The sequence below is a fragment of the Epilithonimonas sp. KH_059 genome, from assembly GCF_057838485.1.
Genome location: NZ_CM174468.1, coordinates 258,045 through 284,830, shown reverse-complemented (window position 1 = coordinate 284,830; position 26,786 = coordinate 258,045). Strand labels below are relative to the sequence as shown.

The window sequence follows — 26,786 nt, the reverse complement described above, 5'->3', positions numbered from 1 at the left end:
TAAAACCTTCCAGGATCTTTCCTGGAAGGTTTTATTTTACTCGGAGGGTACTTTTAGGCTATACTTGACTTTGCCTCTCAAATAGTGTATCTTTGCACTCTAATTTTTAAACCGTAATTTAAAAAATGAAAACATCCCACTTTAATTTTGATTTGCCAGAGGAGCTTTTGGCAGAACATCCAAGCGAACACAGAGACGAGGCTAGACTGATGGTTTTGGACCGTAAAACGGAAACCATTGAACATAAGCTTTTCAAAGACGTCATTGACTATTTTAATGAAAAGGATCTTTTCATCTTCAACAATACCAAAGTATTCCCGGCAAGACTTTACGGAAACAAAGAAAAAACCGGAGCGAAAATTGAAGTTTTTCTTTTAAGAGAACTTGACAAAGAAACAAGAGTATGGGATGTGCTTGTGGATCCAGCTCGTAAGATTCGTATCGGAAACAAATTGTTTTTCACAGAAGACGAAGGTCTTGTGGCAGAAGTAATTGACAACACTACTTCAAGAGGGCGTACCTTACGTTTCCTATACGACGGTAGTTACGAGGAATTCAGAACCAAACTAAAAGAATTAGGGGAAACCCCACTTCCAAAATACATCAAAAGAGAGGTAGAGAAAGAAGATGCAGAACGTTACCAAACGATTTATGCAAAAGAAGAAGGAGCTGTAGCAGCGCCTACTGCAGGACTTCACTTCTCTAGACACCTAATGAAAAGATTGGAAATCAAAGGAATCGATTTTGCAGAAATCACTCTTCACATTGGACTTGGAACTTTTAACCCGATTGAGGTGGAAGACTTATCGAAGCACAAAATGGAAAGTGAAGAAGCGATTATCGACCAGAAGAATGCCGACATCATTAACAAAGCGGTAGAAGAGGGAAGAAGAGTTTGCGCCGTAGGGACTACGACGATGAGAGCTCTAGAAACTTCCGTTTCTTCCAACCGTAAAATTGGACCTTACCACGGATGGACCAATAAGTTCATCTATCCTCCACATGACTTTGGAGTGGCCAATGCGATGATCACGAATTTCCATACGCCGAAATCCACTTTGCTTATGATGATTGCAGCGTTTGCAAACAAAGATTTCATCATGAGAGCGTACGCGGAAGCCATTGAAGAAAAATACAAATTCTACTCCTACGGAGATGCGATGCTAATCCTTTAATAGGGAAGCTTTGCTATATACAAAACGTCACTTTTTAAAGTGGCGTTTTTATTATTCCGATTTGCATGGATTCCCTCCAACTTTTGAGATCGTTAAAGCTGGCATTTTTAAATCAAAAATCCATTGCACTTTAGACTTAACTGATTCACTAAGAGCACGTAAAATAAAATGGCTTAAAATTTTGTATCTTTGCAAACTTTAATAAGCATACCGTTTGAAAGATATTCGCACCTTAAGTCTTGAAGAGTTAAAAGCTCATTTTCTCACCCTCGGGGAAAAACCCTTCCGAGCCAAACAAGTTTACGATTGGCTATGGAGTAAGAACCTGCATTCCATTGAGGAGATGACGAACCTATCTAAGGAACTTCGAGAATCGCTTACGAAAGAATTTATCATTAATCCAATCGCAGTGGATTTGCTTCAAAAATCCGAGGACGGAACGATTAAAAACGGAGTGAAATTGCACGACGGACTCCTTGTCGAAAGTGTGCTTATTCCTACCTCCACAAGAACCACGGCCTGCGTATCGTCCCAAGTGGGATGCTCACTTAACTGTGAATTTTGCGCTACGGCGAAGCTTAAGCGTATGCGTAATTTAGAAGTAGCAGAGATTGTGGACCAAGTGGCCCTAATCGATCGCCAAAGTAGACTTTACTATCAAAGACCACTAAGCAACATCGTGTTTATGGGAATGGGCGAGCCGATGATGAACTATAAGAATGTGGTGGAAGCGATTCGCAAAATCACTACGCCCGAAGGGCTTGGAATGTCGCCTCGACGCATCACCGTTTCTACTTCGGGTATTCCGAAAATGATTAAGATGCTTGCGGACGAAGAAATCAAGGTAAAACTTGCGCTTTCCCTTCACTCTGCCATTGAAGAAACGAGAAACGACATTATGCCGTTTTCTCAGAAGTTCCCTCTTACCGACATTATGGACTCTCTTCAGTATTGGTATCAAAAAACAGGTTCTGTAATTACCTTTGAATATTGCGTTTGGAAAGGCATTAACGACTCAGACAAGGACATTAAGGCGCTCATTCGATTCGCGAAACAAGTTCCTTCCAAAGTAAATCTAATTCAGTACAATCCCATTGGAGAAGGAAAATTTGATCACCGAAGCATTGCGGCAGAGGAGCGTTACGTGTCCGAACTAACTAAAGCAGGGGTCACGGTCATGGTTAGAAAAAGTAGAGGAGGAGACATTGACGCGGCTTGTGGGCAGCTTGCCAACAAATCAGCGGAGTAGCTTACTTGGGTTCGATCTTTGTACGTAATTCGTAAATCCGGTTTTTAAAATCTATCTTTTATGAAATTCTATTTGCTTTTTGCCTCAGTCTTCTTTTTATCCTTTCCCAAGGCGCAGAATTCGTACGATTGGTTTAAAATCAAAAAGTACAGAGTTTCTACCTTAGATTCAAAAATAAAAGAAAATTCAAGCCTCCATTTCTATCGAGATAAGCTCTATACTTTAAACGACGGCGGCAATCCCTCTGAGCTATTCGAACTTGATCCTAAGAGCGGAAAAATTCTAAAAACGCATTCACTTTCTTTTCCCAACCAAGATTGGGAAGCTCTCGCTTCCGATTCCTTAAGCCTTTACATTGGGGATTTTGGAAACAATGCGGGCACAAGAAAGAACTTAAAAATAAGTAAGGTGGACGTAACTACTTTTGAGCTGCAAAAAGAAATCGGATTCTATTTTCCAGAGCAGCTAAAAACAGGAGCCAAATTGCACGACCATGATTTTGACGTAGAATCCCTGTTGTTTTTAGACAGTGGGCTTCATGTCTTTACAAAACAGTGGAGCTCCTTACAGGTCTCTCACTATCTAGTCGCTCCAACCGATCCTTCTTCAAATATTCCCGCGCAGTTAATCGAAACCTTTGATTTAGGATTTATGGCGACCGATGCGGCCTATGATATGGACAGGCTTTATCTCGTTGGGTACACCAAAAAAATGGAAGTTTTCTTAAGTGTATTTAAAAGAGATTCGGATGGGAAATTCTTTTCCCACCTCCCTAAAAAGTACTTCCTAGGCCTTAGTTCTACCATTGGGCAAATCGAATCGATTGCAGTCCATCAGGGCAGAGTCTACCTTTCTGGAGAAGAATTTCGCTTCCGATTCCTCCATGCAGCGCCCGCGCTGTATTCCTTCCCTTTAGAAAAATTGAAATAAGTTTCTCGAACGCTCGGAAAACCCTATATTTGTTCATTCGTATTACCCTTTTATCACCTCCTATTTGTGTCGAATACTGTAGAAGAAATTAAAAAGCCCATTGCGCAGGAAATGAAACTTTTTGAACAAAAGTTTTACCAGTCCATGCAAAGCAATGTCCCCCTACTAGATAAGGTGACCCGATTCATTGTCACGACCAAAGGAAAACAAATGCGTCCGATGTTTGTCTTTCTTTGCGCAAAACTCATGGGAGAGGTTTCCGAGAAGACCTTCCGAGGGGCTTCTATGATTGAGCTGATCCACACCGCTACCTTGGTGCACGACGACGTCGTGGACGAGAGTTTCAAAAGAAGAAACTTCTTTTCCATCAATGCTTTATGGAAAAACAAAATTGCAGTGCTCGTAGGAGATTATCTACTGGCCAAATCGGTTTTGCTTTCAACAGATAACAAAGAATACGATCTCTTAAGTGTCATTTCAAGAACCATTCGAGAAATGAGCGAGGGCGAGCTTTTGCAATTAGAAAAAGCGCGCAAACTCGACATCACCGAAGACGTTTACTACGAAATTATTCGCCAGAAAACGGCCACTCTAATCGCCGCTTGCTGCGAGATTGGAGTTCTCTCCGTAGGAGCGGATGAAGAGACAGCCAAGAAATTCAAAGATTTTGGCACCTATACCGGGATGGCTTTTCAAATCAAAGACGATTTGTTTGACTACCTGAGTTCCAATCTGATTGGAAAGCCTGTAGGGATTGACATTAAGGAAAAGAAAATGACTCTCCCTCTTATTTATACTTTGCGTGAGGCGAGTCCTACGAACCGTAAGTATTACTTAGATACAATCCGAAGACACAATAACAATCCCAAGCGAGTAAAAGAGCTGATTCAGTTCGTGAAAGATTCGGGTGGACTTAGTTATGCGGTCATGATTATGAAGGATTATCAACAAAAAGCAAAAGATTTACTTCAAGAATTTCCAGATTCAGATGCGAAAAATTCACTAAATCAAATGCTTGATTACGTGATTGAACGAAAATTCTAATTCCTTACTTTTTTTTACGTAATTCGCAATGCGATTTTAGAACATTCTTGATACTCAGTAGGTTGTGTTTTAAACAAATATAGTATATTTGTGAAAAGCTAAAGTTTATGCAAACCACCTATATAGAAACCCAAAAATTATCGTTTGAAGATTTCAAAAAGTCCGTTTTAGAGGATTATAAGCTCGGCCGTATCTCTAGAGAAATGTCCCTACTTGGACGAAGAGAAGTTTTGACTGGCAAGGCCAAATTTGGAATCTTTGGAGACGGAAAGGAACTTCCTCAACTCGCGATGGCCAAAGTCTTTAGAGAGGGAGATTGGAGATCCGGATACTACCGTGACCAAACCTTTGCTATGGCCGTAGGCGGTCTTACGCCAGAGAGTTTCTATGCTCAACTTTATGCCGACACCAGTGTCGAGAGAGAACCTGCCTCTGCAGGACGTCAAATGAATGGACATTACGGAACTCGTACCTTAAATTCAGACGGAAGCTGGAAGAACTTAACAGAATTAAAAAACATATCTGCAGACATTTCCCCGACCGCAGGACAAATGCCAAGACTTCTAGGTCTTGCGCAGGCTTCGAAAGTCTACAAAACCTTATCCTTTGAAGGAAGTGAAACGTTCTCTAACAAAGGAAACGAAGTCGCTTTTGGAACCATTGGAGACGCCTCCACGGCAGAAGGGCATTTCTGGGAAACCCTGAATGCAGCTTGCGCCCTGCAGGTCCCTATGATTGTATCGATATGGGATGACGGATATGGGATTTCGGTTCCTACCCACAACCAAAGAGCGAAGGTAGATATCTCTGAGATGCTTTCTGGATTCCAAAGAAAGGAAGGCGAAGCTCAAGGATGCGAAATCATTCAAGTGAGAGCTTGGGATTATCCTTCCTTACTCGATGCTTATGCGAAAGCAGAGCATTATGCCCGTAATGAAAGTGTTCCCGTCGTGGTTCACGTGATTGAAGTCACGCAGCCTCAAGGGCATTCGACTTCAGGATCGCACGAACGGTACAAGGACGAGGATAGACTTTCTTGGGAAGGTGAATTTGACGGACTTGTCAAATTCAAAGAGTGGATCTTAGACTACACCGTAGATTTAAACGGGAAAGAAGAAGGACTAGCCACTGTAGAAGAGCTTAATGCTTTAGATGCAGAGGCAAAACAAATTACTAAGTCTGCCCAAAAAGGAGCTTGGGATAGCTACCAAGGAGCCATCCAGGAGATTAAATCCCAATTGCTTCCCCTAGTGGAAAGCTTTGTAGAAGAACAACGCAAAATCAGCGAGGATCTCGCTCGATTTAAAGCGCTTGTTTCTGTAGGAAAAAAAGATATTTTCCACCTCGTTCGAAGAGCACTTCTTCTGTCTCGTGGTGTAAAGTCTGAAAAAAGAAAGGCCTTAAATGAAAAATTTGTAGCGCTTTTCGAAATAGAAAAGGATAACTATTCTTCTCATCTCTATTCCGAATCTCAGTGGAAATCCACTCTTGTGAAAGAGGTAAAACCCGTGTTTAGTGAAAATTCGAAAGAAGTAGACGGAAGAGTCGTGGTGAGAAACAATTTTGATAAATTGTTTGAAAAGTATCCCCATACCCTTGTCTTCGGAGAAGACGCCGGAAATATTGGAGATGTTAACCAAGGTCTAGAAGGGATGCAGGAGAAATACGGAGAACTTCGCGTAGCGGATACAGGAATCCGGGAAGCCACCATCTTAGGCCAAGGGATTGGACTCGCCATGAGAGGTCTTAGACCGATCGCGGAGATCCAGTACCTAGATTACATCCTTTACTGTCTTCAAGGAATGAGTGATGATTTAGCCACGGTACAATACAGAACCAAAGGAGGACAAAAAGCCCCACTGATTATTAGAACTCGTGGACACCGTTTGGAAGGGATTTGGCACTCCGGATCTCCAATGGCCGGAATCTTAAATCTTGTCAAAGGAATTCAAGTTCTCGTACCAAGAAACCTTACCATCGCAGCCGGTTTTTACAACACGATGCTTCAAAGCGATGAACCTGCCTTAATCGTAGAATGCCTGAACGGCTACCGACTCAAAGAGAAACAGCCTGACAACTTAGGAGAATTCACAATTCCTGTAGGGAAAATTGACATTACAAAAGAGGGAAGTGACGTGACCCTTGTGACCTATGGGTCTACATGGAAAGTAGTTACCGAAGCGGCTGCAAGTTTAGAAGAACTTGGAATTAATGCGGAAGTAATCGATGTTCAGTCTCTTATTCCATTTGACCTAGACCATGAAATTTTAGAGAGTCTTAAAAAGACTTCTCGATTGGTGATCATCGATGAAGACGTGGAAGGAGGCGCTTCTGCCTTTTTGCTACAACAAATCATGGAGAAACAAAAAGGATTCCGTTACTTAGATAGCGATCCTTTGACTATCACAGCAAACGACCATAGACCTGCCTACGCGAGTGATGGAGATTATTTCTCTAAACCTTCCGTGGATGATATCGTAGAGAAAATCTATACGATGTTTCATGAGGCCAACCCTAGTAAGTTTACCGCCTTGTAAAAAAAGTATGTCCAAAAAAAAGCGAGCCAGAACGGTTCGCTTTTTTTTATTTTCTTAAAACAGAAGCCAGCGCTTCACGTTTTCTCTTTTTAGGAGTCCATAGGATTCAAGATCATCTATGAAAGACATTTCCGAGTGGGGACGAAGAGAAATCGACTCAAAGATTTTTTTGCGGTGGGCATAGCCTTCCATGAATTCAAGGTTGGTTTCAAATTCTTGACGATCGGATTTCCTCATCCAAGTGATGAATTTCGTGGGAGTGGATTTCCAAACACTTTTCCCACGATGTAAAAGCGTGTACTTCATTGCGATAGGTGTTACAGAAAGCAAAATTAGAGTTTATTTTTAACTAAGGTGTGAACGTAAGATTAAATCCAATGGTACGCTTTCCATGCCTAGCTAGCAAAGTAGAGAGTGGAGAATCCACTTTCAAGGTCTCTTACAGTATGTGCAAGTCACACGAATCACGAGCTTTCCAATGGGATCAAAGAGCTTACTAGTCGATTTAAAAGAAATGCGTATTCAATTCACAAGAATTTTCCTTATTTTTGTGCTTAAATAATTTCAATATGAACTACGATATCATTGTTGTGGGAAGTGGTCCTGGAGGCTACGTGACTGCGATCAGAGCCGCTCAATTAGGATTTAAAACCGCTATTGTTGAAAAAGAAAACCTTGGTGGAATTTGCCTCAACTGGGGATGTATCCCAACCAAGGCCTTGTTAAAGTCAGCCCATGTCTTTAATTATCTGAATCATGCCGAAGACTACGGATTAAACAAAGTGGAAAATCCAGGATTTGATTTTTCAAAAGTAATCGACAGAAGTAGAGGTGTGGCTTCCAAAATGAGTGGAGGGATTCAGTTTCTAATGAAAAAGAATAAGATTGAAGTCTTAAAAGGGACTGCGAAAGTAATGCCTGGGAAAAAGATTCAATTAACAAAAGAAGACGGAACCACTGCAGAATACAGTGCAGACCATATTATCATAGCAACAGGAGCTCGTTCAAGAGTACTTCCTAGCCTTCCGCAAGACGGAAAGAAAGTCATTGGATACCGCGAGGCTCTCTCTATGGAGAAACAACCAAAATCTATGATTGTAGTAGGATCTGGAGCTATTGGAGTAGAGTTTTCCGACTTCTATAACACAATGGGTACCGAGGTAACCATTGTAGAATACATGCCAAATGTAGTCCCTGTAGAAGACGAGGAAGTTTCTAAACAATTAGAGAAATCTCTGAAAAAAGCTGGAATTAAAATTATGACCAGTTCCTCTGTAGAGTCTGTCGACACTTCGGGAGAAGGCGTAAAAGCGAAAGTAAAAACCAAAGATGGGGAAATTACCCTTGAAGCAGAAGTTCTACTTTCTGCAGTTGGAATTTCAGCGAATATTGAAAACATCGGACTTGAAGAAACCGGAATTCAAACGGAAAAAGGACATGTCTTAGTAAACGAATGGTACGAAACTTCCGTACCAGGATACTACGCGATTGGAGATATTATTCCAACCCAAGCTTTAGCTCACGTAGCTTCTGCAGAAGGAATCACTTGCGTGGAAAAAATCAAAGGCTTAGACATTGAACGCATTGACTACGGAAACATACCAGGCTGTACTTATACGCATCCAGAGGTGGCTTCTGTTGGACTTACAGAGAAGAAAGCGAAAGAACAAGGCTTTGATATCAAAGTAGGGAAATTCCCATTGTCTGCTTCCGGAAAAGCAACCGCAAATGGAAATACAGACGGATTCATCAAAGTAATTTTTGATGCCAAATACGGTGAGTGGTTAGGTTGCCATATGGTAGGTGAAGGAGTTACCGACTTAATCGCTGAGGCGGTTGTGGCAAGAAAACTAGAAACCACAGGTCACGAGATTATTAAATCCGTGCATCCCCATCCAACGATCTCAGAAGCGGTCATGGAAGCGGTTGCAGCAGCCTATGGCGAAGTGATTCACATCTAGACCTAAAAACCTTTTATTAACATAGCTCCAGATTCCTCTGGAGCTTTTTTACTAAATAGAGTATGCAATCCTATCTATTAGAAAACATTAAGGCCATCGAAAAGCGAATGCTTATGGCCTGCCAAGAATTTAATCGCGATCCTAAAGAAGTCAAACTTTTACTGGCCACCAAAACTGTGGAGCCTGAAAAGATTCTCTTAGCCTTTAGCTCAGGCCATACGCTCATCGCAGAAAACCGAATTCAGGAACTCAAGGAAAAATTTATTCCTCTGGATTCAGTTAGTCATACCAATCATTTTATTGGCCATCTGCAAACCAATAAGATTAAGGAACTTTTGCGCTACGAGGTAAAATGTTTGCATTCGCTTGACCGCCCAGACTTGGCTCAAAAGCTGCAAGAAAGACTTGAGAGGGAGAACAAAACCTTAGAGGTTTTGCTACAAGTCAATACCTCGGAGGAAGCTAGTAAATTTGGAGTGGATCCTAAGGAAGCTCTTTCGTTGTGTAGATACGTCTGCTCCCTTCCCAATTTGAAGATAAAGGGGCTGATGACCATTGGGCTGTTTAGTGACGAGAAAGAGAGGGTAGAGGCCTGCTTTGAGCGTTTGGCCTCAATTCGAGATCAAATTTTTGAGGCACAAATTCCAAAGGCGGAAATGAAAGAGCTTTCCATGGGAATGAGTGGAGATCTGGAACTTGCTATTAAACACGGATCAACGATTATTCGAGTGGGCACCGCTATTTTCGGCAAACGAGAAACCTCCGATTCTTATTATTGGAACGAAGGAAAGAAGCTATAATCCTTTATAGAAGACATGTAAAAGGCTAAGTCATTTTATTAATGGAAAGTTTCCTTTTCAAATATTTTCTCTACTTTTAAGAAAAATTTACGCACGTGTATAATCTAGGTCTTGCTCTTTGCGGTGGCGGTACAAAAGGACTTGCTCACGCCGGGGTCATCAAGTTCTTAAACGAACACGACATTCGTCCGGATGTTCTTGCAGGCACCAGCGCGGGTGCGATTGTAGCCAGCTTTTACGCTGTAGGAAAATCTCCTCAAGAAATTGTGGACTTCTTTAAATCCGTTTACTTTTTTAAGTGGAATCATTTCTCTCTACTAAAAGGGGGAGGATTCATCCATTCGGATATGTTCAAAAAATACCTAAATCCCGTTTTTGAGGACCGCGTTATGGACGACTTAGACAAGAAGGTCTTTATTACGGCCACCAATATCCTTAGTGGAAAACTTGAGGTTTTTGCGGGGGATGTGAAAGTAACCGATGCGATTATTGCGTCTTGCGCCGTTCCCATGATTGCCACACCCTACAAAATCGGAGAGGGACTCTATAACGATGGTGCGATCTTAAACAATTTCCCTTCCGATGTCCTTAAGTACAGCGCAAAAAAAATTATCGGAGTCTATTTCTCACCGAAGAAAGAAGCGAAAAAAGAAGATCTAAAATCCGTGATGGCGGTCACTTCACGAGCTTATGACTTAATGACCTCTCAAGTCGAAATTGGGAAAAGTGGGATGTGCGATTGGTTTATTAACCCTGCAGAACTGGTGAACTATCATATGTTTGAAGGAAAGAAAACCCGAATGGACCAAATGTTTCAAATTGGCTACCAGGCGGCTAAAGACAGTTATTTCGACGGCATTCTTTAGTGAGCGGTCCGCTCGCCGCATTTTTTGCAATAATTTGCATCGTCATCGTTGTCCTCATTTCCACACCGAGGACAAACCTTTTCCAAGTTTTGTCTCTTGTTTCTCATTTCAGCCGTGACGATTCCCGTCGGAACTGCGATAATGGAATACCCGGCAAGCATAAGGATCGTTGCAAAGAATTTCCCAATAGGAGTGTGAGGTGAGACGTCTCCATACCCTACGGTGGTTACTGTGACGACGGCCCAGTAAATACTTTGAGGAATGCTTTCAAATCCTTCGCGATGACCTTCTACCATGTACATCATAGAGCCCACAATGACTGAAAAGATCATTAAGAAAAGAAGGAAGATGTAAATCTTTCGCGAGCTGTTCCTAAGGGCACGAATAATAAAGGTACCGTCATTCATGAAATCCAGAAGGTTGAGAATTCTAAAAATCCTTAGCATGCGAAGCATGCGGATGATTAGGAAAAACTTCGTGATCGGAAAGAATAGGCTTAAATAAAAGGGAACAATAGCAAGAAGGTCAATGAGACCAAAGAAGCTAAAAACATAGCTCTTTTTGTTTCGAATGATGATAATCCTTAGGATGTATTCTATCGTGAACACGACCGAGATTAAAATTTCAAGCGTGACAAAATAAGTATGGTATTCTAAATCAAAGGTTGGCACGCTTTCCATCATGACAATGAAAGCGCTAAGTGCGATAAGAATTAATAGACAGATGTCAAATAACTTCCCCATGGGCGTGTCGGCCCTATAGATAATGCGGTATACTTGACGCTTCCATTTTTTCCTCTCGGGTATGTAATTGAACTCTTGTTCAAACTCTGGCGGCTTTGAATCCATATTCTAATTTGAAAATTATCACTAATTTCGCTACAAACTTAATGAAAAAATGCAGTTACACGAAGTAATTTCCAAATTGGAAACTAGAATCCACCCTCGCAGTGCCGAAGACTTTGATAATGTCGGACTTTTGTGCGGGAACCTTTCCCGTGAGATCACAGGGATCCTCGTTTGCCACGATGCGTTAGAATCCGTGGTACAGGAAGCGATTGAGGAGAATAAAAATTTAATCGTGTGCTTTCATCCCATTCTTTTTTCAGGGCTTAAGAAGATTACGGGAAAAGATTATGTGGAGCGTTCGCTTCTAAAAGCGATTGAAAACAAAATTGCAATCTATGCCATTCACACTTCCTTTGACAACGATTACTTTGGCGTGAACTATGGAATCTGTCAGGCTTTAGGTTTGCACGAGCAAAAGATCCTAATGCCTAAAGAAGGACAGCTAAGTCAATTGCAACTCTATGTACCTCGGGACTACACCCAGGAGGTAAAAGAAGCCCTGTTTAAGGCAGGTGCGGGCAATATCGGATTCTATGACGAGTGTAGTTTTGTTGTGCAAGGAGAGGGCACGTTTCGTCCGAAAGAGGGTTCTAGTCCCTTTTCTGGACATTTAAACGAGCGAAGCCATGCGAAGGAAGATCTTATAAGCGTGATTTTCGAGTCATACAAATCTTCACAAATTACAAATGCCTTTAAAATGGTACATCCCTATGAAGAAGTCGCCTATCAAATCCACAAACTAGAAAACAAAAACTCTTACTCAGGACTTGGCCGCTACGGCGAACTTCCCGCAGCACTAAGTTTCGAGGCATTTTTGGAGCTTGTAAAAATTGTTTTCAATTTAGAAGTGATCCGCCACTCAAACGATACAGGCAAACCCATTAGGCGAGTCGGAGTCCTCGGTGGGAGCGGGGCTAGCGGAATTCAAGCTGCAAAAAGCGCAAACTGCGATGCCTATTTGACCGGCGATTTAAAATACCACGATTTCTTTCTGTCTGAAAATCAAATACTGCTTTGTGATATTGGGCACTTCGAATCGGAACAGTTTGTTACTCAACAATTATTTGACATATTGTCGGAAAAATTTCCTAAATTTGCAATCTCTAAAACAAAGGAGAAAACTAATCCTGTTAATTATTTTTTATAAAAATATGGCTAAGAAAACAAGCGAAATTTCAGTGGAGGAAAAACTAAGAGCGCTATACGATCTTCAAATAATCGATTCTCGATTGGATGAAATCCGTAACACGAGAGGTGAACTTCCGATTGAAGTAGAAGATTTAGAAATTGAAATCGAAGGCCTTGAAAAACGAGCGTTGAAATTTGAAGAGGAAATCGCGGAGCAAAACGCAGAGATTAACACCAAGAACGAAGTGATTAGCCACGCCAACACTTTGATCGAAAAGTACAAAGCTCAGCAGGACAACGTGCGTAACAACAAAGAGTTCGAAGCCCTTGCAAAAGAAATCGAATTCCAAGAATTGGAAATTCAATTGGCAGAAAAGCGCGTAAAAGAATTCGGATTTAAAATTGAAGGCAAGAACGAAACCCTTGAAGAATTGAAACAAAAGATTCAAGAGTATCAACAGCATTTAAAATTCAAGAAAGAAGAATTAGAAGGTCTAATCGCAGAAACTCAGAAAGAAGAGGAATATCTTAATTCAAAAAGCGACGAATTTGCTGCGAAAATCGACCAAAGACTTTTAAAATCTTACAAAAGAATTCGCGAAAACTCTCGTAACGGTCTTGCTGTGGTAGGTTTAGAAAGAGGAGCTCCAAAAGGATCTTTCTTCATGGTTCCTCCTCAAAAGCAAATGGAAATCGCCCAAAGAAAGAAAATTATTATCGATGAGCACAGTGGAAAAATCCTAGTAGATGATGATTTAGTAATGGAAGAAATTGAAAAAATGAAAGACGTTATTAAGTTTTAATTTTTTTATTCAAAAAAGATTAGTAAAAAGCAAAAATAAGCAAAACGATTAAAACCGTTGCTATACAATGCTTTATAAAACAGTAGCCTTAGTTTGGAACTCGGTGTCTGATAGGTTTTGGGCTTGAAAACACAAGGTTAGGTTACTAATTCGTTACCGATTAACAAAGGTAACTACATAGTTTAACTGATTATATTTCAGTCTTTTGCACCCTTTTTTACATTCCCTTGTAACTCAATGTAATTTAATTTTAAACATTAAACATTTGAGTTATGGAACAGACAAAAAAGTCCACGTTCAAACTACTTTTCTATTTGAAAAAGAACGAACTGAAAAAGAATGGTAATGCCCCGATTATGGCACGTATTACCATTGATGGAACAGCTAAAACTTTCGGAACAAAGTTAGAAATAAACCCCAATAATTGGGATTTAAAGTACGGAAGAGTTGAAGGTAAAAGTGCAACAGCTTTAAGCATCAACCAAAAATTAGATAATATACGTGGGCGTATCGACAAGATTTATGAAGATATGCTGAAACACGAGGGCTTTGCTACCTCACAGAAAGTAAAGCTGTCCTTTTTGGGTGTTGGTGTAATGGATGATGCAATACTAAAAGTCTTCAACGACCAAAATGAGGATTTTAAAAAATTGGTCGAAAAGGAAGAACGTTCGCAAAGTACCTATAACAAGTATATCACAGTTTACAATCATCTTACCACCTTAATAAAAGAACGCTATCATCGTGATGATATGGCTTTTCGGGAATCATTACGGAGCAAAAGGTAACTTTTCACACGGCAAGGCATACTTTCGGAACAATGTTTTTGACGTATCAAGAATGACCCGAACTTACAGCATTTGATACAACAAGGGTAGAAGAAATGTTTAAAATAATCTAATTTCCTTGATGTCTTAATTTTGAATGGTTTTAAATTACAACAACTTAAAAAACTGAATACTCTTTTTCATTAACTTTGCTGCATGAGGAGAGTACTCACCATATTGTTTCTATCTGTGTATCTTATTTCAACAACTGAATTAGGTCAGTTGCTGAAGTTCCCTATGTTGGTAGAACATTATTTCGAGCACAAAGAGAAAAATCCTCAAATAAATGTGATGGAATTTCTCGCACTTCATTATGAAGGCAACCACCTCAAAAATCATCCACACGATGAGGATTACGAGCATGACCAACAACTACCGTTTAGCGTCCATATCGATGTTTTGAGTGTCAGTTTTGTACTTACCCCTCCTTTTAGTTTTGAAATAGAAACGAGAAAACTTGTGGGTAAAGAACCCAAAGCTTTGCCTTTGGACGATGCATTCTCAGACAATAACTATCTTTCTGCTATTTGGCAACCGCCAAAATCCTGTTAATTTTTCTTGGACAGATATTTTAATTGAATTCGCTTTTGTGGATGTCGTTTCTGTGTGTTTATACGGAACGTATATTTCCGCAACATAAGCGTGTACCTAATTAATCATCTGCGTTTTTCGGGCTTTTGCACCAATAGTGTAGCCTGCAAATCCCGTATTCCATTCATCATTAACAATAGTACAAATTATGTTAGATAAAATAATTGAGTTTTCCATTCGGAATAAACTCATCATCGGGCTTTTTACCATAGCCCTTATCGGTTTAGGCTTATACGAAGCCACCAAATTACCGATCGACGCACAACCTGATATTACCAACAATCAGGTGCAGATCATTACCGTAGCACCTTCCTTGGGAGCGACCGATATCGAACGTCTGGTTACTTTCCCTATCGAACAGGCAAACAGCAATATCAACGGTATTATCGAAATACGGAGTTTTTCCCGCTTTGGATTATCGTTGGTGACCATTGTCTTTGATGACAATACCGATGTGTATTGGGCAAGACAGCAGGTTGCTGAGAGATTACAAACCGTTCAGAATGAAATTCCAGATGGTGTAGGTACGCCCGAACTGGGGCCTATTTCCACTGGATTGGGAGAGATTTACCAATACGTGGTAAGACCCGAAAAAGGGTACGAAAACCAATTTGATGCCACCGAATTGCGTACCATTCAGGACTGGATCGTAAGACGGCAATTATTAGGTGTAAAAGGCGTTGCCGAAGTCAGCAGCTTTGGAGGTAAACTGAAACAATATGAAATAGCCGTCAATTCCAACAAACTGCAATCGCAGAACCTCACCATCAGCGATGTATTCACAGCGTTGGAAAATAACAACCAAAATACCGGAGGTGCTTATATCGAAAAAGGCCCTACCGTACTCTATATACGCAGCGAAGGACTGATTGGGAATAAAGAAGATATCGAAAACATTTCGGTCACGGCAACGCAGGACGGTATTCCTGTATTGTTGAAAGATGTTGCCGAAGTGAAGACAGGCTATGCCACACGATACGGAGCAATGACCTACAACGACCAGGGCGAAGTGTCAGGTGCAGTAGTGATGATGCTCAAAGGAGCCAACAGTGCTGAAGTCATCAAAAATGTAAAAGAACGCATAGCCGTCATCCAAAAAACATTGCCCAAGGGCGTGGTCATCGAACCTTTTCTCGATCGTACCAAGATGGTAAACAATGCCATAAATACCATTGAGACCAACCTTGCCGAAGGAGCCATGATTGTGGTTTTTGTACTGGTCTTGTTCCTCGGGAATTTCAGGGCGGGATTTCTGGTCGCTTCTGTGATACCCCTTTCGATGCTGTTTGCTATCATCATGATGAATTTGTTTGGCGTGAGCGGTAACCTGATGAGCTTGGGAGCATTGGATTTCGGATTGATTGTGGACGGAGCGGTCATCATTGTAGAAGCGGTACTGCACCAGTTGCACGGAAAGAAATTTGCAGTTGCCAATCGTATTTCGCAGAACGAAATGAACCATCAGGTCAGCAGTTCGGCTACCAAAATGGTCAATAGTGCCGTATTCGGTCAGCTCATCATACTGATAGTGTACCTGCCTATTTTCACGCTTGAAGGCATCGAGGGAAAAATGTTCAAACCGATGGCACAGACCGTTGCTTTTGCCCTGATCGGTGCATTCATCCTTTCGCTGACTTATATCCCGATGATGAGTTCATTGGTGTTGAGCAAAAAAATAAAGCACAAACCCAATTTTTCTGACCGGATTATGCAAAAGTTGGAGAACATTCATCACAAAGCACTCGGTAAAGTGCTGCATTTCCCAAAAATGGTTATTGGCGTGGTGGTTTCCCTGTTCATCATTGCTGTGTTTATTTTGTCCCGGTTGGGAGGCGAATTTATTCCGGCATTGGAAGAAGGCGATTTTGCAGTAGATACCCGTGTATTGACTGGAAGTAATCTGAAAACAACGGTTGAATACACCCAGAAAGCAGCCCATATCCTCATCAGGGATTATCCCGAAGTAGAAAAGGTCGTGACCAAAATAGGAAGCGGTGAAGTACCTACCGACCCGATGCCGATGGAAGCGAGCGACCTGATGGTGATCCTGAAAGATAAAAAGGAATGGACATCTGCCAAAACCTTTCCAGAACTGGCCGAAAAAATGGGCAAATCACTGGAAGCCGTTCCGGGCATTACCACCGGTTTTCAATATCCTGTGCAGATGCGTTTCAACGAACTGATGACCGGAGCAAGGCAGGATGTGGTCTGTAAGATTTTCGGTGAAGATCTGGATAGCCTGGCGGCTTATGCAGCCCGCTTTGGCGAAATCATCAAAACGGTACAGGGTGCTCAGGACTTATACATCGAACCCATCACAGGGATGCCACAAGTGGTTATCAAATATAATCGTGCAAACATTGCCCAGTATAATCTGGATATAGCCGGTATCAACAAAGTCGTGAACACCGCTTTTGCGGGACAAAGCACAGGTAAAGTGTATGAGGGTGAGAAACGTTTCGAGCTGATGGTTCGTCTGGACGAAACACAGCGTGAAAATCTGGAAGATATCCGCAACCTACTCATCCCAACGCCCAAGGGCAATCAGATACCACTGTATCAGATAGCGGATGTACAGATCATAGAAGGACCCGCTCAGATCCAGCGGGAAGATGCCAAAAGGAGGATTGTGGTTGGTTTCAACGTTCGTGGACGTGATGTACAGAGCATCGTCAACGAATTGCAGGGCAAAGCTGATAAACAGATGGCATTTTCGCCCGGCTACTACGTGACCTACGGCGGAGCCTTTGAGAACTTGAATGAAGCTACGAACCGATTGATGGTAGCCGTTCCGGTTTCGCTAATATTGATATTCATTCTGCTGTATTTCGCCTTTCGTTCCGTGAAGGAAAGTTTGTTGATCTATACCGCTATTCCGTTGTCTGCCATCGGTGGAGTATTCCTGTTGGCATTGCGTGGAATGCCGTTCAGTATCAGTGCGGGCATCGGTTTTATTGCCTTGTTCGGGGTAGCCGTTCTTAACGGAATTGTGCTTATCGCAGAGTTTAACAGGATGAAAAAAACGGGCGAGAAAGACCTTTACCAGATAGCATTACTCGGAACAAAGACAAGGCTTCGCCCAGTACTGATGACTGCGCTCGTGGCATCGCTCGGTTTCTTGCCAATGGCGGTAAGTAATGGTGCAGGAGCCGAAGTGCAGCGTCCGTTGGCAACGGTGGTAATCGGAGGTTTACTGCTTGCGACATTCCTGACCCTTTTTGTATTACCCACTTTATTTGTGCTGTTTGAAAAACTGAAATTTCCGAAACTGCCATTCGGCAGAAAAAGTGCAACGCTTCTTATTTTATTGGGTTTGAGTGGTTCAGCATTTTCACAAACCATCACACTCGATGAAGCGGTGAAGATGGCTACAGAAAACAACCTGTCGGCAAAAAGCCAAAGCCTGCTCGCCGAATATTATAAAAAGCGTACGGCTACCGGAGCCAATATCCCACAGGCTGCCGTAACAGGCGAATTCGGACAGGTCAACAGCGGTACTTCCGATAATAAATTCGGGATTTCACAATCTTTCAGTTTTCCGACTGTGTATAGCAACCAGAAGAAACTGCTGAACGAAGAATGGAATTCGGCAGTTATTTCGGTGAACTTGAACAAACTGGACATCCGTAAGATTGTAAGTGAACTGTTTTACAAGATTTTGGTTTTGCGTGAGCGGGAAAAAATACTGACCCGTTCCGATGAAATGTATAAAGGTTTTTTAGAAAAAGCCTCTCTGCGAATGGAAAGCGGCGAAAGCAACCTGCTTGAAAAAACGGCTGCCGAAGTGCAACGGCAAAACATTGCTATACAACTAAAAGCATTGGCAAACGAAATTGAGTTGGCAAAAATACAGCTTCAACTGATGCTGAATGCTGAAACCCGCTATGAACCATCGGCTTCTGATATCATTGTTCAGGATGTGCTTTTTGATACAAATACGGATATAGCACAGCATCCGGTCTTGCAATTGTCTGCACAGGAAATCGAAAAAGCGAAAGCATCGGTTCGCTTAGAGAAATCGAAGCTGTTGCCTAATCTGTCTATTGGTTATTTCAACCAGAGCTTCAGGGACTTGAACAACAACCGCTTTAATACCTTTCAGGTTGGCGTGGGCATACCGATTTTCTTCAAAGCACAGAAATCACAAATCAAAGCAGAGGAACAGTATATTCTCTTTACGGAAAACGAACTCTCTTTGCGTAAAGCCGAGTGGGAAAGCGTTTATGAGGCGGCATTGCAGCAGTACCAGACACAGCTTGACATCGTCGGAACGTATAAGCAAAAACAATTGCCGGCGGCTGAACAGATTTTCAAAACGGTAGAAGAGCAATTTGCCAATGGGGAAATCAATTATTTAGACTGGGTGATGCTCAACAATCAGGCGATACAGATACAGCGTGATTATTACGATGCCGTGATGCAGCTCAATTTCCAAATCATCAATCTTCAATATCTCATTTCAAAATAAATTATTCAAATGAAAAATATAGTCGGAATTTTCGTTTTGCTCCTGTTATGGAGTTGCGGAAATAAGGAAAATACAACAGAAGAAAACACTACGGAAGCTACCAAAAATGTGTTGAAACTATCGGACGAACAGCTAAAATCATTCTCGCTGACGACCGTTGAATTACAAGAAATAACCGTTACCAAAACGCTGAAACTGAACGGGACGGTGGACGTACCGCCACAAAACCTCGTGTCGGTGAGCAGTGCTTTGGGCGGACATGTAAAATCCACGAAATTGCTACCCGGAATGCACTTCCGAAAAGGTGAAGTGATCGCTGTAATGGAAGACAACCAGTTCATCCAACTGCAACAGGATTATCTGACGGCAAAGGCTCAATTGCAAAATGCAGAAGCCGAATACCACCGTCAGAAGCAATTGAACCAGAGTAAAGCAAGCAGTGATAAAGTGTATTTGCAGGCAAAAGCCAATTATGAAACGCTACTCATCAGCCAGAAGGCACTGGAAGAAAAACTGTGGTTAATCCATATCAATCCCTTCAATGTTTCGGTGAACAACATCAAACGTACTGTGTCTGTTTATGCACCTTTTGACGGCTTTGTTTCGCAGGTTTTTGTGAATGTAGGCAAATACGTTTCTCCATCGGATGTGTTGTTTGAGCTGGTAAATCCGAAAGATTTGCACCTGAACCTAAAAGTATTTGAAAAAGATTGGGATAAAATCAGCATCGGACAATCGCTTACGGCATACACCAACAGCAATCCGGAGAAGAAATATGGAGGCGAAATCATTCTAATCGGTAAAAATATTTTCCAAGACGGGGCGGTGGAGGTTCACGCCCATTTCACGGAAAACAACGCAAAACTTATTCCTGGTCTTTATATGAATGCCGAAGTTCCCATACCCGAAATCAAAGCATTAGCAATTCCGGAGGAAAGCGTTGTGACTTTTGAAGGAAAACATTATGTCTTTGAAGTACTGGAAAAGAACAGTTTCAGAATGACAGCAGTAGAAATCGGTTCCTCTGGAGATGGCTGGATAGAGATTGTCAATGAAAACCAATTAAGCGGTAAAAAAATCGCCCAAAAAGGAGCCTATACATTGTTAATGGCATTGAAAAATAAAGCAGAAGATTAAGATGAAACCTATATTGTTATTGATTACTTTCTTGTATGCGTTGAGCTTAAAAGCTCAAACAGTAGGCAAAGACACATTAAGCATTGAAGATAAAGCGTATAAATTTTCGGCAAAGAAACTGATCGTTCCTTCTGTTTTGATTTCATACGGAGCATTGAGTTTGATGTCTGATGATTTAAAGTCATTGAACCAGTCCACACGCTACGAAACACGGGAACATATCATTGCCGGAGCAACCATAGACAATTATATGCAATATGCTCCGGCAGCAGCGGTATATGGACTTAATCTTGCCGGAGTTAAAGGAAAACATAATTTTAAAGATAGAACCATTATCTATGCTACGTCTCAATTAATCTCTGCAGCATTGGTATTGCCCACAAAACAATTCGTAGGCGAAGAACGCCCCGATGGTTCCAATAATTTTTCTTTCCCTTCCGGACATACGGCTACGGCTTTCTCATCAGCCCATTTTATGTTCAGGGAATATAAGGACAGTAATTTCTGGCTTAGCATATCAGGGTATCCTCTGGCAGCTATGACAGGAGTATACAGGGTGTTCAACGATAAGCATTGGGTCGGTGATATTGTTGCGGGGGCAGGTATTGGTATCTTGTCCACCGAGATTGCCTATTGGCTGTTTCCTCTCACATCGAAATGGTTTTCGTCGAAAGAAGAAAGGGAAGCATTGTCTGTTGTTCCTTTCTATCAATCCAAAGCTGTTGGACTTACAATTATTAAAACATTTTAAAACAATGAAAACAATTATTAAGAAAGAGTTTACTGTAACTCATAGAATATTGCACTGGTCATTGGGACTTCTGATGACCGTACTGTTCATCACCGGATTTTTAAGAATGCAATGGATGGGTAGAAAGCCCATTGTTGCGGTCATCGAGCAGGATGCTCCCGGAGTGATGACGAAGGAACAGACAATGGCTATAGTTAATGATATTCTTAATCCTATGTGGCAATGGCACGAATACGCATCGTATGTCATCATTTTCATCTTCTTAATGAGGATTGCTTATATGTTGATGAAAGGAGTTCGTTTCCCCAATCCTTTTATCGGAACACAGTCCATAAAAGAACGTCTGCAAGGGATGACATATATATTATTTTATGTGTTTGCCATTATTGCCGGTATCACCGGATTTTATCTCAAATGGGGTAACGGGGAATGGAAAGAGCCTATGGAAACCGTACATAAGCTGGCGATATACTGGTTTCCGATTTTTATATTGGTACACATTACAGGAATTGTTATAGCAGAATTAACAGGCAAAAAGGGAATAACGTCAAAAATGATTGGCGGAGATTAAATAGATAATTCATAAAAAAAATAATTGGTAACCTACTAATTTAGTTATTCCAAAAGCAGTTTCAATACTTGAAACTAATCATCTAAAATTAAAAATTATGACAACCTATAATATCCCAAAACATCTCACAGGTCTTTCGGAAGAAGATGTAAAAATTTCCCAAAGTAAATTTGGTTATAACCACTCAGACAGTATAAAAAAGAATACCTGGTACAATATGTTATTGGCTATTCTCAAAGAACCGATGTTGCTTTTACTCATTGCAGTGGCTGTTATCTATGTGACTGTGGGCAATTATTCCGAAGCGGCTTTTATGTTTGGAGCAATCATAGCTGTTTCAGGCATCTCATTCTATCAGGACAATCGCAGCAAAAAGGCACTGGAAGCGCTGGAAAAACTGAACGAACCGCTTAGCACGGTTATCCGAAATTCAAAAGTAATACAAATTCCTACCCACGAAATTGCCGTGGGCGATTTGTGCATTACTGAGGAAGGAAAAATGATTAATGCCGATGGTGAAATAGTGCACAGCAATGATTTTTCCGTAAATGAAGCCTCTCTTACAGGAGAAAGTTTTTCGGTGTTTAAAAATCAGGATACCGAAGACAGAAAAATATATAGCGGTACTTTGACAGTTTCAGGACTGGCGGTTTTTAAAGTAGAAAAAATCGGTTCAGAAACGAAGTTGGGGAAAATCGGGAAATCTATTCAGGAGATTAAAGAAGAGCGTTCACCACTGCAAATCCAGATTACCAAATTTGTAAAATGGATGGCAGTTATTGGAATAGTGGTTTTTCTGATGGTTTGGGCATACAGTTTCTGGCAATCACGGAATATTATAGAAAGTCTATTGGTCGGGCTGACTTTGGCAATGTCCATTTTACCGGAAGAAATTCCCGTGGCTTTCACTACGTTTATGGCATTGGGAGCGTGGAAACTAATGCGTAAAGGTATAATAATCAAGCGTAGCAGCGTGGTAGAAACACTGGGAAGCACTACTGTAATTTGTACAGATAAAACCGGAACAATTACTGAAAACTCCATGCGACTGCAAGCCCTTTTCGATTACAAATCCAATCAGGTTTTTGACGAAGAACGTTTCAATGCACCCGAACTTTCCGAACTCATTGAGTTTGCGATGTGGAGCAGTGAACCCGTTCCGTTTGATCCGATGGAAAAAACACTTCATCAGATTTATGAGCAAGCTCAACCGAATGACCGACGGAAAGATTTTCAAATGGTGCACGAATATCCGTTGGACGGTAAACCTCCGATGATGACGCATCTTTTTGAAAACCATTCAGGCGAAAGAATAGTGGCAGCCAAAGGTGCTCCCGAAGCCATTCTTGCTGTTTCCAATCTTTCGGAACACGAAAAAGACAAACTGCGTCAGCATATTAGTGATTTTGGCAAACAAGGTTACCGGATATTAGGCGTTGCCAAATGTTATTTTAATGGAAATAATTTTCCCGAAAAACAGCAGGATTTCAATTTTGACTTTTTAGGATTTACGGTATTTTACGACCCACCTAAAAAAAATATCCAGCAGGTATTCCGGAAAATTTACGATGCCGGAATTAAAGTAAAAGTGATCACAGGCGACAATGCTGACACCACAAATGCCATTGCCCGGCAAGCTGGGATTATCAATCATACTCCGGCTGTTAATGGTGCTGAAATCATTCATTATTCCGATGCGGAATTGATAGAGTTTTCAAAGACAACAACTTTATTTACAAGGATGTTTCCCGAAGCAAAGCTGGCAATGGTAAACGCTTTGAAGCAAAACGGAGAAGTGGTGGCTATGTTGGGTGATGGTGTGAACGATGCCCCTGCACTAAAAGCCGCTCATATTGGTGTCGCTATGGGAAACAAAGGAACAGAAATAGCCAAAGCAGCAGCTTCACTGGTTATTACCAACGATGATTTAGACAAACTCATTACAGGAATTGCTGCAGGGCGACGGATTTACGCCAATATCAAAAAAGCCATTCAGTACATCATTTCCATTCATATCCCGATTATTCTGACCGTTTCACTGCCTTTGTTTTTAGGTTGGATTTACCCGCATATTTTTACGCCGGTACACGTTATTTTTCTGGAGCTCATTATGGGACCAACCTGTTCCATTGTCTATGAAAACGAACCGATAGAGAAAAATGCAATGTTACAAAAGCCACGAAAAATGACAGAAACCTTTCTGAACCGGAAAGAATTAAGCATCAGCATTATTCAAGGTCTGATAATTACAGCAGGTGTATTATTCGTTTATCAATTTGCCGTTCAAAAAGGAAGCAGCGAAGAAACTACAAGAGCAATGGTTTTTACTACCTTAATTTTTGCCAATATATTTTTGAGCCTGGCGAACCGCTCTCTCGTTTATAGTATATTTGACAGCTTCAAATACAAAAACCGTTTATTTCCAGTTATCATCGGAGCCACGTTGGCATTACTTTTTGCCATATTGTATATACCACTTTTTGCCGATTTCTTTCACGTAACCGGATTGAACATCTCGGAATTAGGAATGTCATTTTTAATTGCAGCGGCTTCGGTTTTGTGGTTTGAGATGTATAAATGGATAAAAAGAAGATAGTAAAGAAATGATTTTGCAAGGCGAGATTACTTTTAAAACCTCCACAAATTTGTTTCGGAGATGCAACTAATGTTGATACGCCAAATTTTGGAAATAGTATCGAAGCCAATATCACAGATTGCCCCCTATGGGGGGACTTTTTTCGCATATTGAACGAAAAAAAGGGTAAAGCAGTAGTGTACCTTACCCATTAATTTATTACATTTGCATTAATGATTTACAAGGTAATCAGATGAAAGCGAGTGCAGTAAGCACCATTACTAAATCGTTACCGATACCACTTTCGGTTCTTGTAAACTACTCTTTATTAGCTGATTTCAGCAATTCTAATTTTTTCTAAAAATAAAATAGAGAAGCCCTTAGATTTTTTTCCAAGGGCTTTTTTTTACCGCAATTCAGGCTGAATTTTTCCTACCAATCGTGTTCTTAATCGTGAAAAAGATAGGTCATAGTAACCCTAGGAAAGGTGCCCTAGTCTTTTTTTCTTTAGATCTTTCTCTTTCTAAAATAGGCCTAAAAAAACACTCTCTACAATTTGTAGAGAGCGTAAAAAAATAATAATAAAATAATTTAAAGTAACGGTTTTCTTATGGTCGTGAATACATGCGGTTGTATAGGTCTAGATAACGCTCTTTTACAGCCTTTCTTTTTAATTTAAGGGTTGGTGTTAACTGTCCATCTTCAATGGACCATACCTCAGGCGTAAGCTCAAAACGTTTGATTTGCTCCCAATGCCCTAAGTTTTTATTAATTCTCTCAATTTCTTTTTCAATTCTTTGCTTTAACTGCTCGTTGGAAGCGATTTCTTTTTCCGTCGTTCCAATAGAGTAGCCTTTGCGCTCTGCCCAAGCTTTTGCAAAATTGAAATCGGGTTGGATAAGGGCGCATGGCATTTTCTCTCCTTCACCGACCACCATAATTTGTTCGATGAATTTAGAAGCTTTCGCAATGTTTTCAATGACTTGAGGCGCTACGTATTTTCCGCCAGAGGTTTTAAACATTTCTTTCTTACGGTCTGTAATTTGGAGATAGCCTTCGCTGTCCACATGACCGATGTCTCCGGTCATAAAGTATCCGTCCGGAGTAAAGACCTCGCGGGTTAATTCCTCGTTCTTAAAATAGCCTTTAAAGACGCTAGGTCCTTTCAGCGTGATTTCTCCGTCCGATTGAATCTTCACGTCCAAGTTTTCTAAAGGATGCCCCACGGTTCCGACTTTAATTTGTCCCACAGAATTCACAGAGATTACTGGGGAGGTTTCCGTAAGTCCATAGCCTTCCAAAATCGTAATTCCCGCATTTTGGAACAAAAGGTTTAAACGGCTCGAGAGAGCAGCCGATCCTGAAACTAAACAAATGATATTTCCTCCAAGTCCGGCTCTCCACTTAGAGAACACCAATTTGTCTGCTAGTTTTTGTTTTAGGCCGGAAGGAGCAGAAATGCTCTGTTTCGCTTCGTTTACGCTAAGAGCCCAAAGGAATATTTTAGATTTAAGACCTCCTGCGCTTGTGCCTTTGTCGTAGATCTTATCGTATACTTTTTCAAGCAATCGGGGAACCACACTCATGTAGTGAGGTTCGACTTCTTTAATGTTGTCGCCCATCTTCTCAATGCTTTCCGCAAAATAGATCGAGTGGCCATTGTATTGGAACAAATAAAAGAGCATGCGCTCAAAAATATGACAAATTGGAAGGAAACTAAGTACTTTGGTATCCTTATGGGACAATCCTTTCCTGCGTGGAATACGACTGTTAGAAGCAAGTACATTGGAAACAATGTTATGATGCGTAAGCATCACCCCTTTGGGTTTCCCTGTCGTACCCGAAGTATAAATAATGGTCGCTAAATCTTCAGGATTAATCGTTTTTGCAATATCCTCTACTTCTCCTTGATTGCTAGAATCGATACCCATGTCAAGGACTTCTTGCCAATTGGCCACTCCTGGAATCGTATCAAAACTAAAAACGCCCTGCAAAGAAGGTACCTGTCCTTTAATAGAGTTTACTTTCTCATAGAGAGCCTCATCAGACAAAAAGCAATATTTAATTTCTGCATTGTTAAATATGTAATTGTAATCCTCTGCGCTAATGGAAGGGTAGACCGGAACCGATACGGCTCCAATTTGAGAAATCCCTAAGTCCATAACCGCCCATTCCGTTCTTGTGGCGGTGGTAATTAAAGCAATCTTGTCGCCAGGCTTAATGCCTAACTTTAAAAGACCTCGAGAAATCGTATTTCCTTGGTTAATGTACTCTTGTGAAGAAATCGATTTCCAGTTGCCCTCGTACTTCGTGGCAAACATGGTCTCGTTCGGGTATTTTGCCAAGGCGTGATGGGCAATATCAAATAAGCGTCTAATGGACATATAAGTAGTATTTTTTTTATTTGTAGTAATTCTGTCAATTCCTATGGAAGGCTCTTGTAAATGTATCATTTTTTTGTCAAACTCCAAAAAAAGTTTATTTTTTAGGTTCCTCGTAAAATTGTATTTTTACCCTTTAATAAA

General features: G+C 41.0%; 20 protein-coding genes. 17 read left to right on the top strand and 3 right to left on the bottom strand.

Annotated features, from left to right (window positions below; all coding sequences use genetic code 11):
• Window positions 1–125: 125 nt before the first annotated feature.
• From queA to AC3IRX_RS01300, 5 genes are all read left to right on the top strand, one after another.
• On the top strand, window positions 126–1,175 hold the full coding sequence (gene queA, locus AC3IRX_RS01320; RefSeq protein ID WP_489210708.1) for a tRNA preQ1(34) S-adenosylmethionine ribosyltransferase-isomerase QueA: 1,050 nt from the start codon (window positions 126–128) through the stop codon (window positions 1,173–1,175).
• A 214-nt stretch (window positions 1,176–1,389) separates the two neighbouring features.
• On the top strand, window positions 1,390–2,424 hold the full coding sequence (gene rlmN / locus AC3IRX_RS01315; RefSeq protein ID WP_489210707.1) for a dual-specificity RNA methyltransferase RlmN: 1,035 nt from the start codon (window positions 1,390–1,392) through the stop codon (window positions 2,422–2,424).
• Window positions 2,425–2,484: 60 nt separating this feature from the next.
• The gene (locus AC3IRX_RS01310; protein WP_489210706.1) at window positions 2,485–3,354 is read left to right on the top strand and encodes a YncE family protein; all 870 of its coding nucleotides are present in this window, start codon (window positions 2,485–2,487) and stop codon (window positions 3,352–3,354) included.
• Between the two features lie 66 nt (window positions 3,355–3,420).
• Window positions 3,421–4,398 carry a polyprenyl synthetase family protein gene (locus AC3IRX_RS01305; RefSeq protein ID WP_489210705.1) on the top strand — a complete coding sequence of 326 codons (978 nt, stop codon included), beginning with the start codon at window positions 3,421–3,423 and terminating at the stop codon, window positions 4,396–4,398.
• Window positions 4,399–4,505: 107 nt separating this feature from the next.
• Window positions 4,506–6,935 (top strand): alpha-ketoacid dehydrogenase subunit alpha/beta, encoded by a 2,430-nt coding sequence (locus tag AC3IRX_RS01300; RefSeq protein WP_489210704.1) that lies wholly within the window; start codon window positions 4,506–4,508, stop codon window positions 6,933–6,935.
• Window positions 6,936–6,989: 54 nt separating this feature from the next.
• Here the strand turns inward: AC3IRX_RS01300 and AC3IRX_RS01295 are convergent, their stop codons facing one another.
• Window positions 6,990–7,241, bottom strand: coding sequence for a hypothetical protein (locus AC3IRX_RS01295; RefSeq protein WP_489210703.1), 252 nt, complete (start codon window positions 7,239–7,241; stop codon window positions 6,990–6,992).
• 263 nt (window positions 7,242–7,504) lie between these two features.
• Between AC3IRX_RS01295 and lpdA the strand changes: the two genes are divergently transcribed.
• The 3 genes from lpdA to AC3IRX_RS01280 all read left to right on the top strand — a co-directional run bounded on the left by lpdA (window position 7,505) and on the right by AC3IRX_RS01280 (window position 10,562).
• Window positions 7,505–8,896: a dihydrolipoyl dehydrogenase gene (gene lpdA / locus AC3IRX_RS01290; RefSeq protein WP_489210702.1), complete on the top strand. Its 1,392-nt coding sequence runs from the start codon at window positions 7,505–7,507 to the stop codon at window positions 8,894–8,896.
• 62 nt (window positions 8,897–8,958) lie between these two features.
• Window positions 8,959–9,696, top strand: coding sequence for a YggS family pyridoxal phosphate-dependent enzyme (locus tag AC3IRX_RS01285; RefSeq protein ID WP_489210701.1), 738 nt, complete (start codon window positions 8,959–8,961; stop codon window positions 9,694–9,696).
• Window positions 9,697–9,791: 95 nt separating this feature from the next.
• Window positions 9,792–10,562: a patatin-like phospholipase family protein gene (locus AC3IRX_RS01280; RefSeq protein ID WP_489210700.1), complete on the top strand. Its 771-nt coding sequence runs from the start codon at window positions 9,792–9,794 to the stop codon at window positions 10,560–10,562.
• Here the strand turns inward: AC3IRX_RS01280 and AC3IRX_RS01275 are convergent.
• Window positions 10,559–11,410 (bottom strand): ion transporter, encoded by an 852-nt coding sequence (locus tag AC3IRX_RS01275; RefSeq protein WP_489210699.1) that lies wholly within the window; start codon window positions 11,408–11,410, stop codon window positions 10,559–10,561. The genes AC3IRX_RS01280 and AC3IRX_RS01275 overlap by 4 nt on opposite strands.
• A gap of 49 nt (window positions 11,411–11,459) precedes the next feature.
• Here AC3IRX_RS01275 and AC3IRX_RS01270 point away from each other — a divergent pair, with 49 nt between their 5' ends.
• From AC3IRX_RS01270 to AC3IRX_RS01230, 9 genes are all read left to right on the top strand, one after another.
• Window positions 11,460–12,557 carry a Nif3-like dinuclear metal center hexameric protein gene (locus AC3IRX_RS01270; RefSeq protein ID WP_489210698.1) on the top strand — a complete coding sequence of 366 codons (1,098 nt, stop codon included), beginning with the start codon at window positions 11,460–11,462 and terminating at the stop codon, window positions 12,555–12,557.
• Between the two features lie 4 nt (window positions 12,558–12,561).
• Complete coding sequence (locus AC3IRX_RS01265) at window positions 12,562–13,341, top strand: zinc ribbon domain-containing protein (RefSeq protein ID WP_489210697.1); 780 nt, start codon at window positions 12,562–12,564, stop codon at window positions 13,339–13,341.
• Between the two features lie 272 nt (window positions 13,342–13,613).
• Window positions 13,614–14,129 carry an Arm DNA-binding domain-containing protein gene (locus AC3IRX_RS01260; protein ID WP_489210696.1) on the top strand — a complete coding sequence of 172 codons (516 nt, stop codon included), beginning with the start codon at window positions 13,614–13,616 and terminating at the stop codon, window positions 14,127–14,129.
• Window positions 14,130–14,324: 195 nt separating this feature from the next.
• A complete protein-coding gene (locus AC3IRX_RS01255) occupies window positions 14,325–14,720 on the top strand; it encodes a hypothetical protein (protein ID WP_489210695.1) in 396 nt (131 codons plus the stop codon).
• Between the two features lie 187 nt (window positions 14,721–14,907).
• Window positions 14,908–19,227 carry a CusA/CzcA family heavy metal efflux RND transporter gene (locus AC3IRX_RS01250; RefSeq protein ID WP_489210694.1) on the top strand — a complete coding sequence of 1,440 codons (4,320 nt, stop codon included), beginning with the start codon at window positions 14,908–14,910 and terminating at the stop codon, window positions 19,225–19,227.
• 9 nt (window positions 19,228–19,236) lie between these two features.
• Window positions 19,237–20,364, top strand: coding sequence for an efflux RND transporter periplasmic adaptor subunit (locus AC3IRX_RS01245; protein WP_489210693.1), 1,128 nt, complete (start codon window positions 19,237–19,239; stop codon window positions 20,362–20,364).
• Between the two features lies 1 nt (window position 20,365).
• Window positions 20,366–21,115: a phosphatase PAP2 family protein gene (locus AC3IRX_RS01240; RefSeq protein ID WP_489210692.1), complete on the top strand. Its 750-nt coding sequence runs from the start codon at window positions 20,366–20,368 to the stop codon at window positions 21,113–21,115.
• A 4-nt stretch (window positions 21,116–21,119) separates the two neighbouring features.
• Window positions 21,120–21,686: a cytochrome b/b6 domain-containing protein gene (locus tag AC3IRX_RS01235; RefSeq protein WP_489210691.1), complete on the top strand. Its 567-nt coding sequence runs from the start codon at window positions 21,120–21,122 to the stop codon at window positions 21,684–21,686.
• A gap of 97 nt (window positions 21,687–21,783) precedes the next feature.
• A complete protein-coding gene (locus AC3IRX_RS01230) occupies window positions 21,784–24,282 on the top strand; it encodes a cation-translocating P-type ATPase (RefSeq protein ID WP_489210690.1) in 2,499 nt (832 codons plus the stop codon).
• Between the two features lie 587 nt (window positions 24,283–24,869).
• Here AC3IRX_RS01230 and AC3IRX_RS01225 read toward each other — a convergent pair.
• Window positions 24,870–26,645 carry an AMP-dependent synthetase/ligase gene (locus tag AC3IRX_RS01225; protein ID WP_489211496.1) on the bottom strand — a complete coding sequence of 592 codons (1,776 nt, stop codon included), beginning with the start codon at window positions 26,643–26,645 and terminating at the stop codon, window positions 24,870–24,872.
• Window positions 26,646–26,786: the final 141 nt, after the last annotated feature.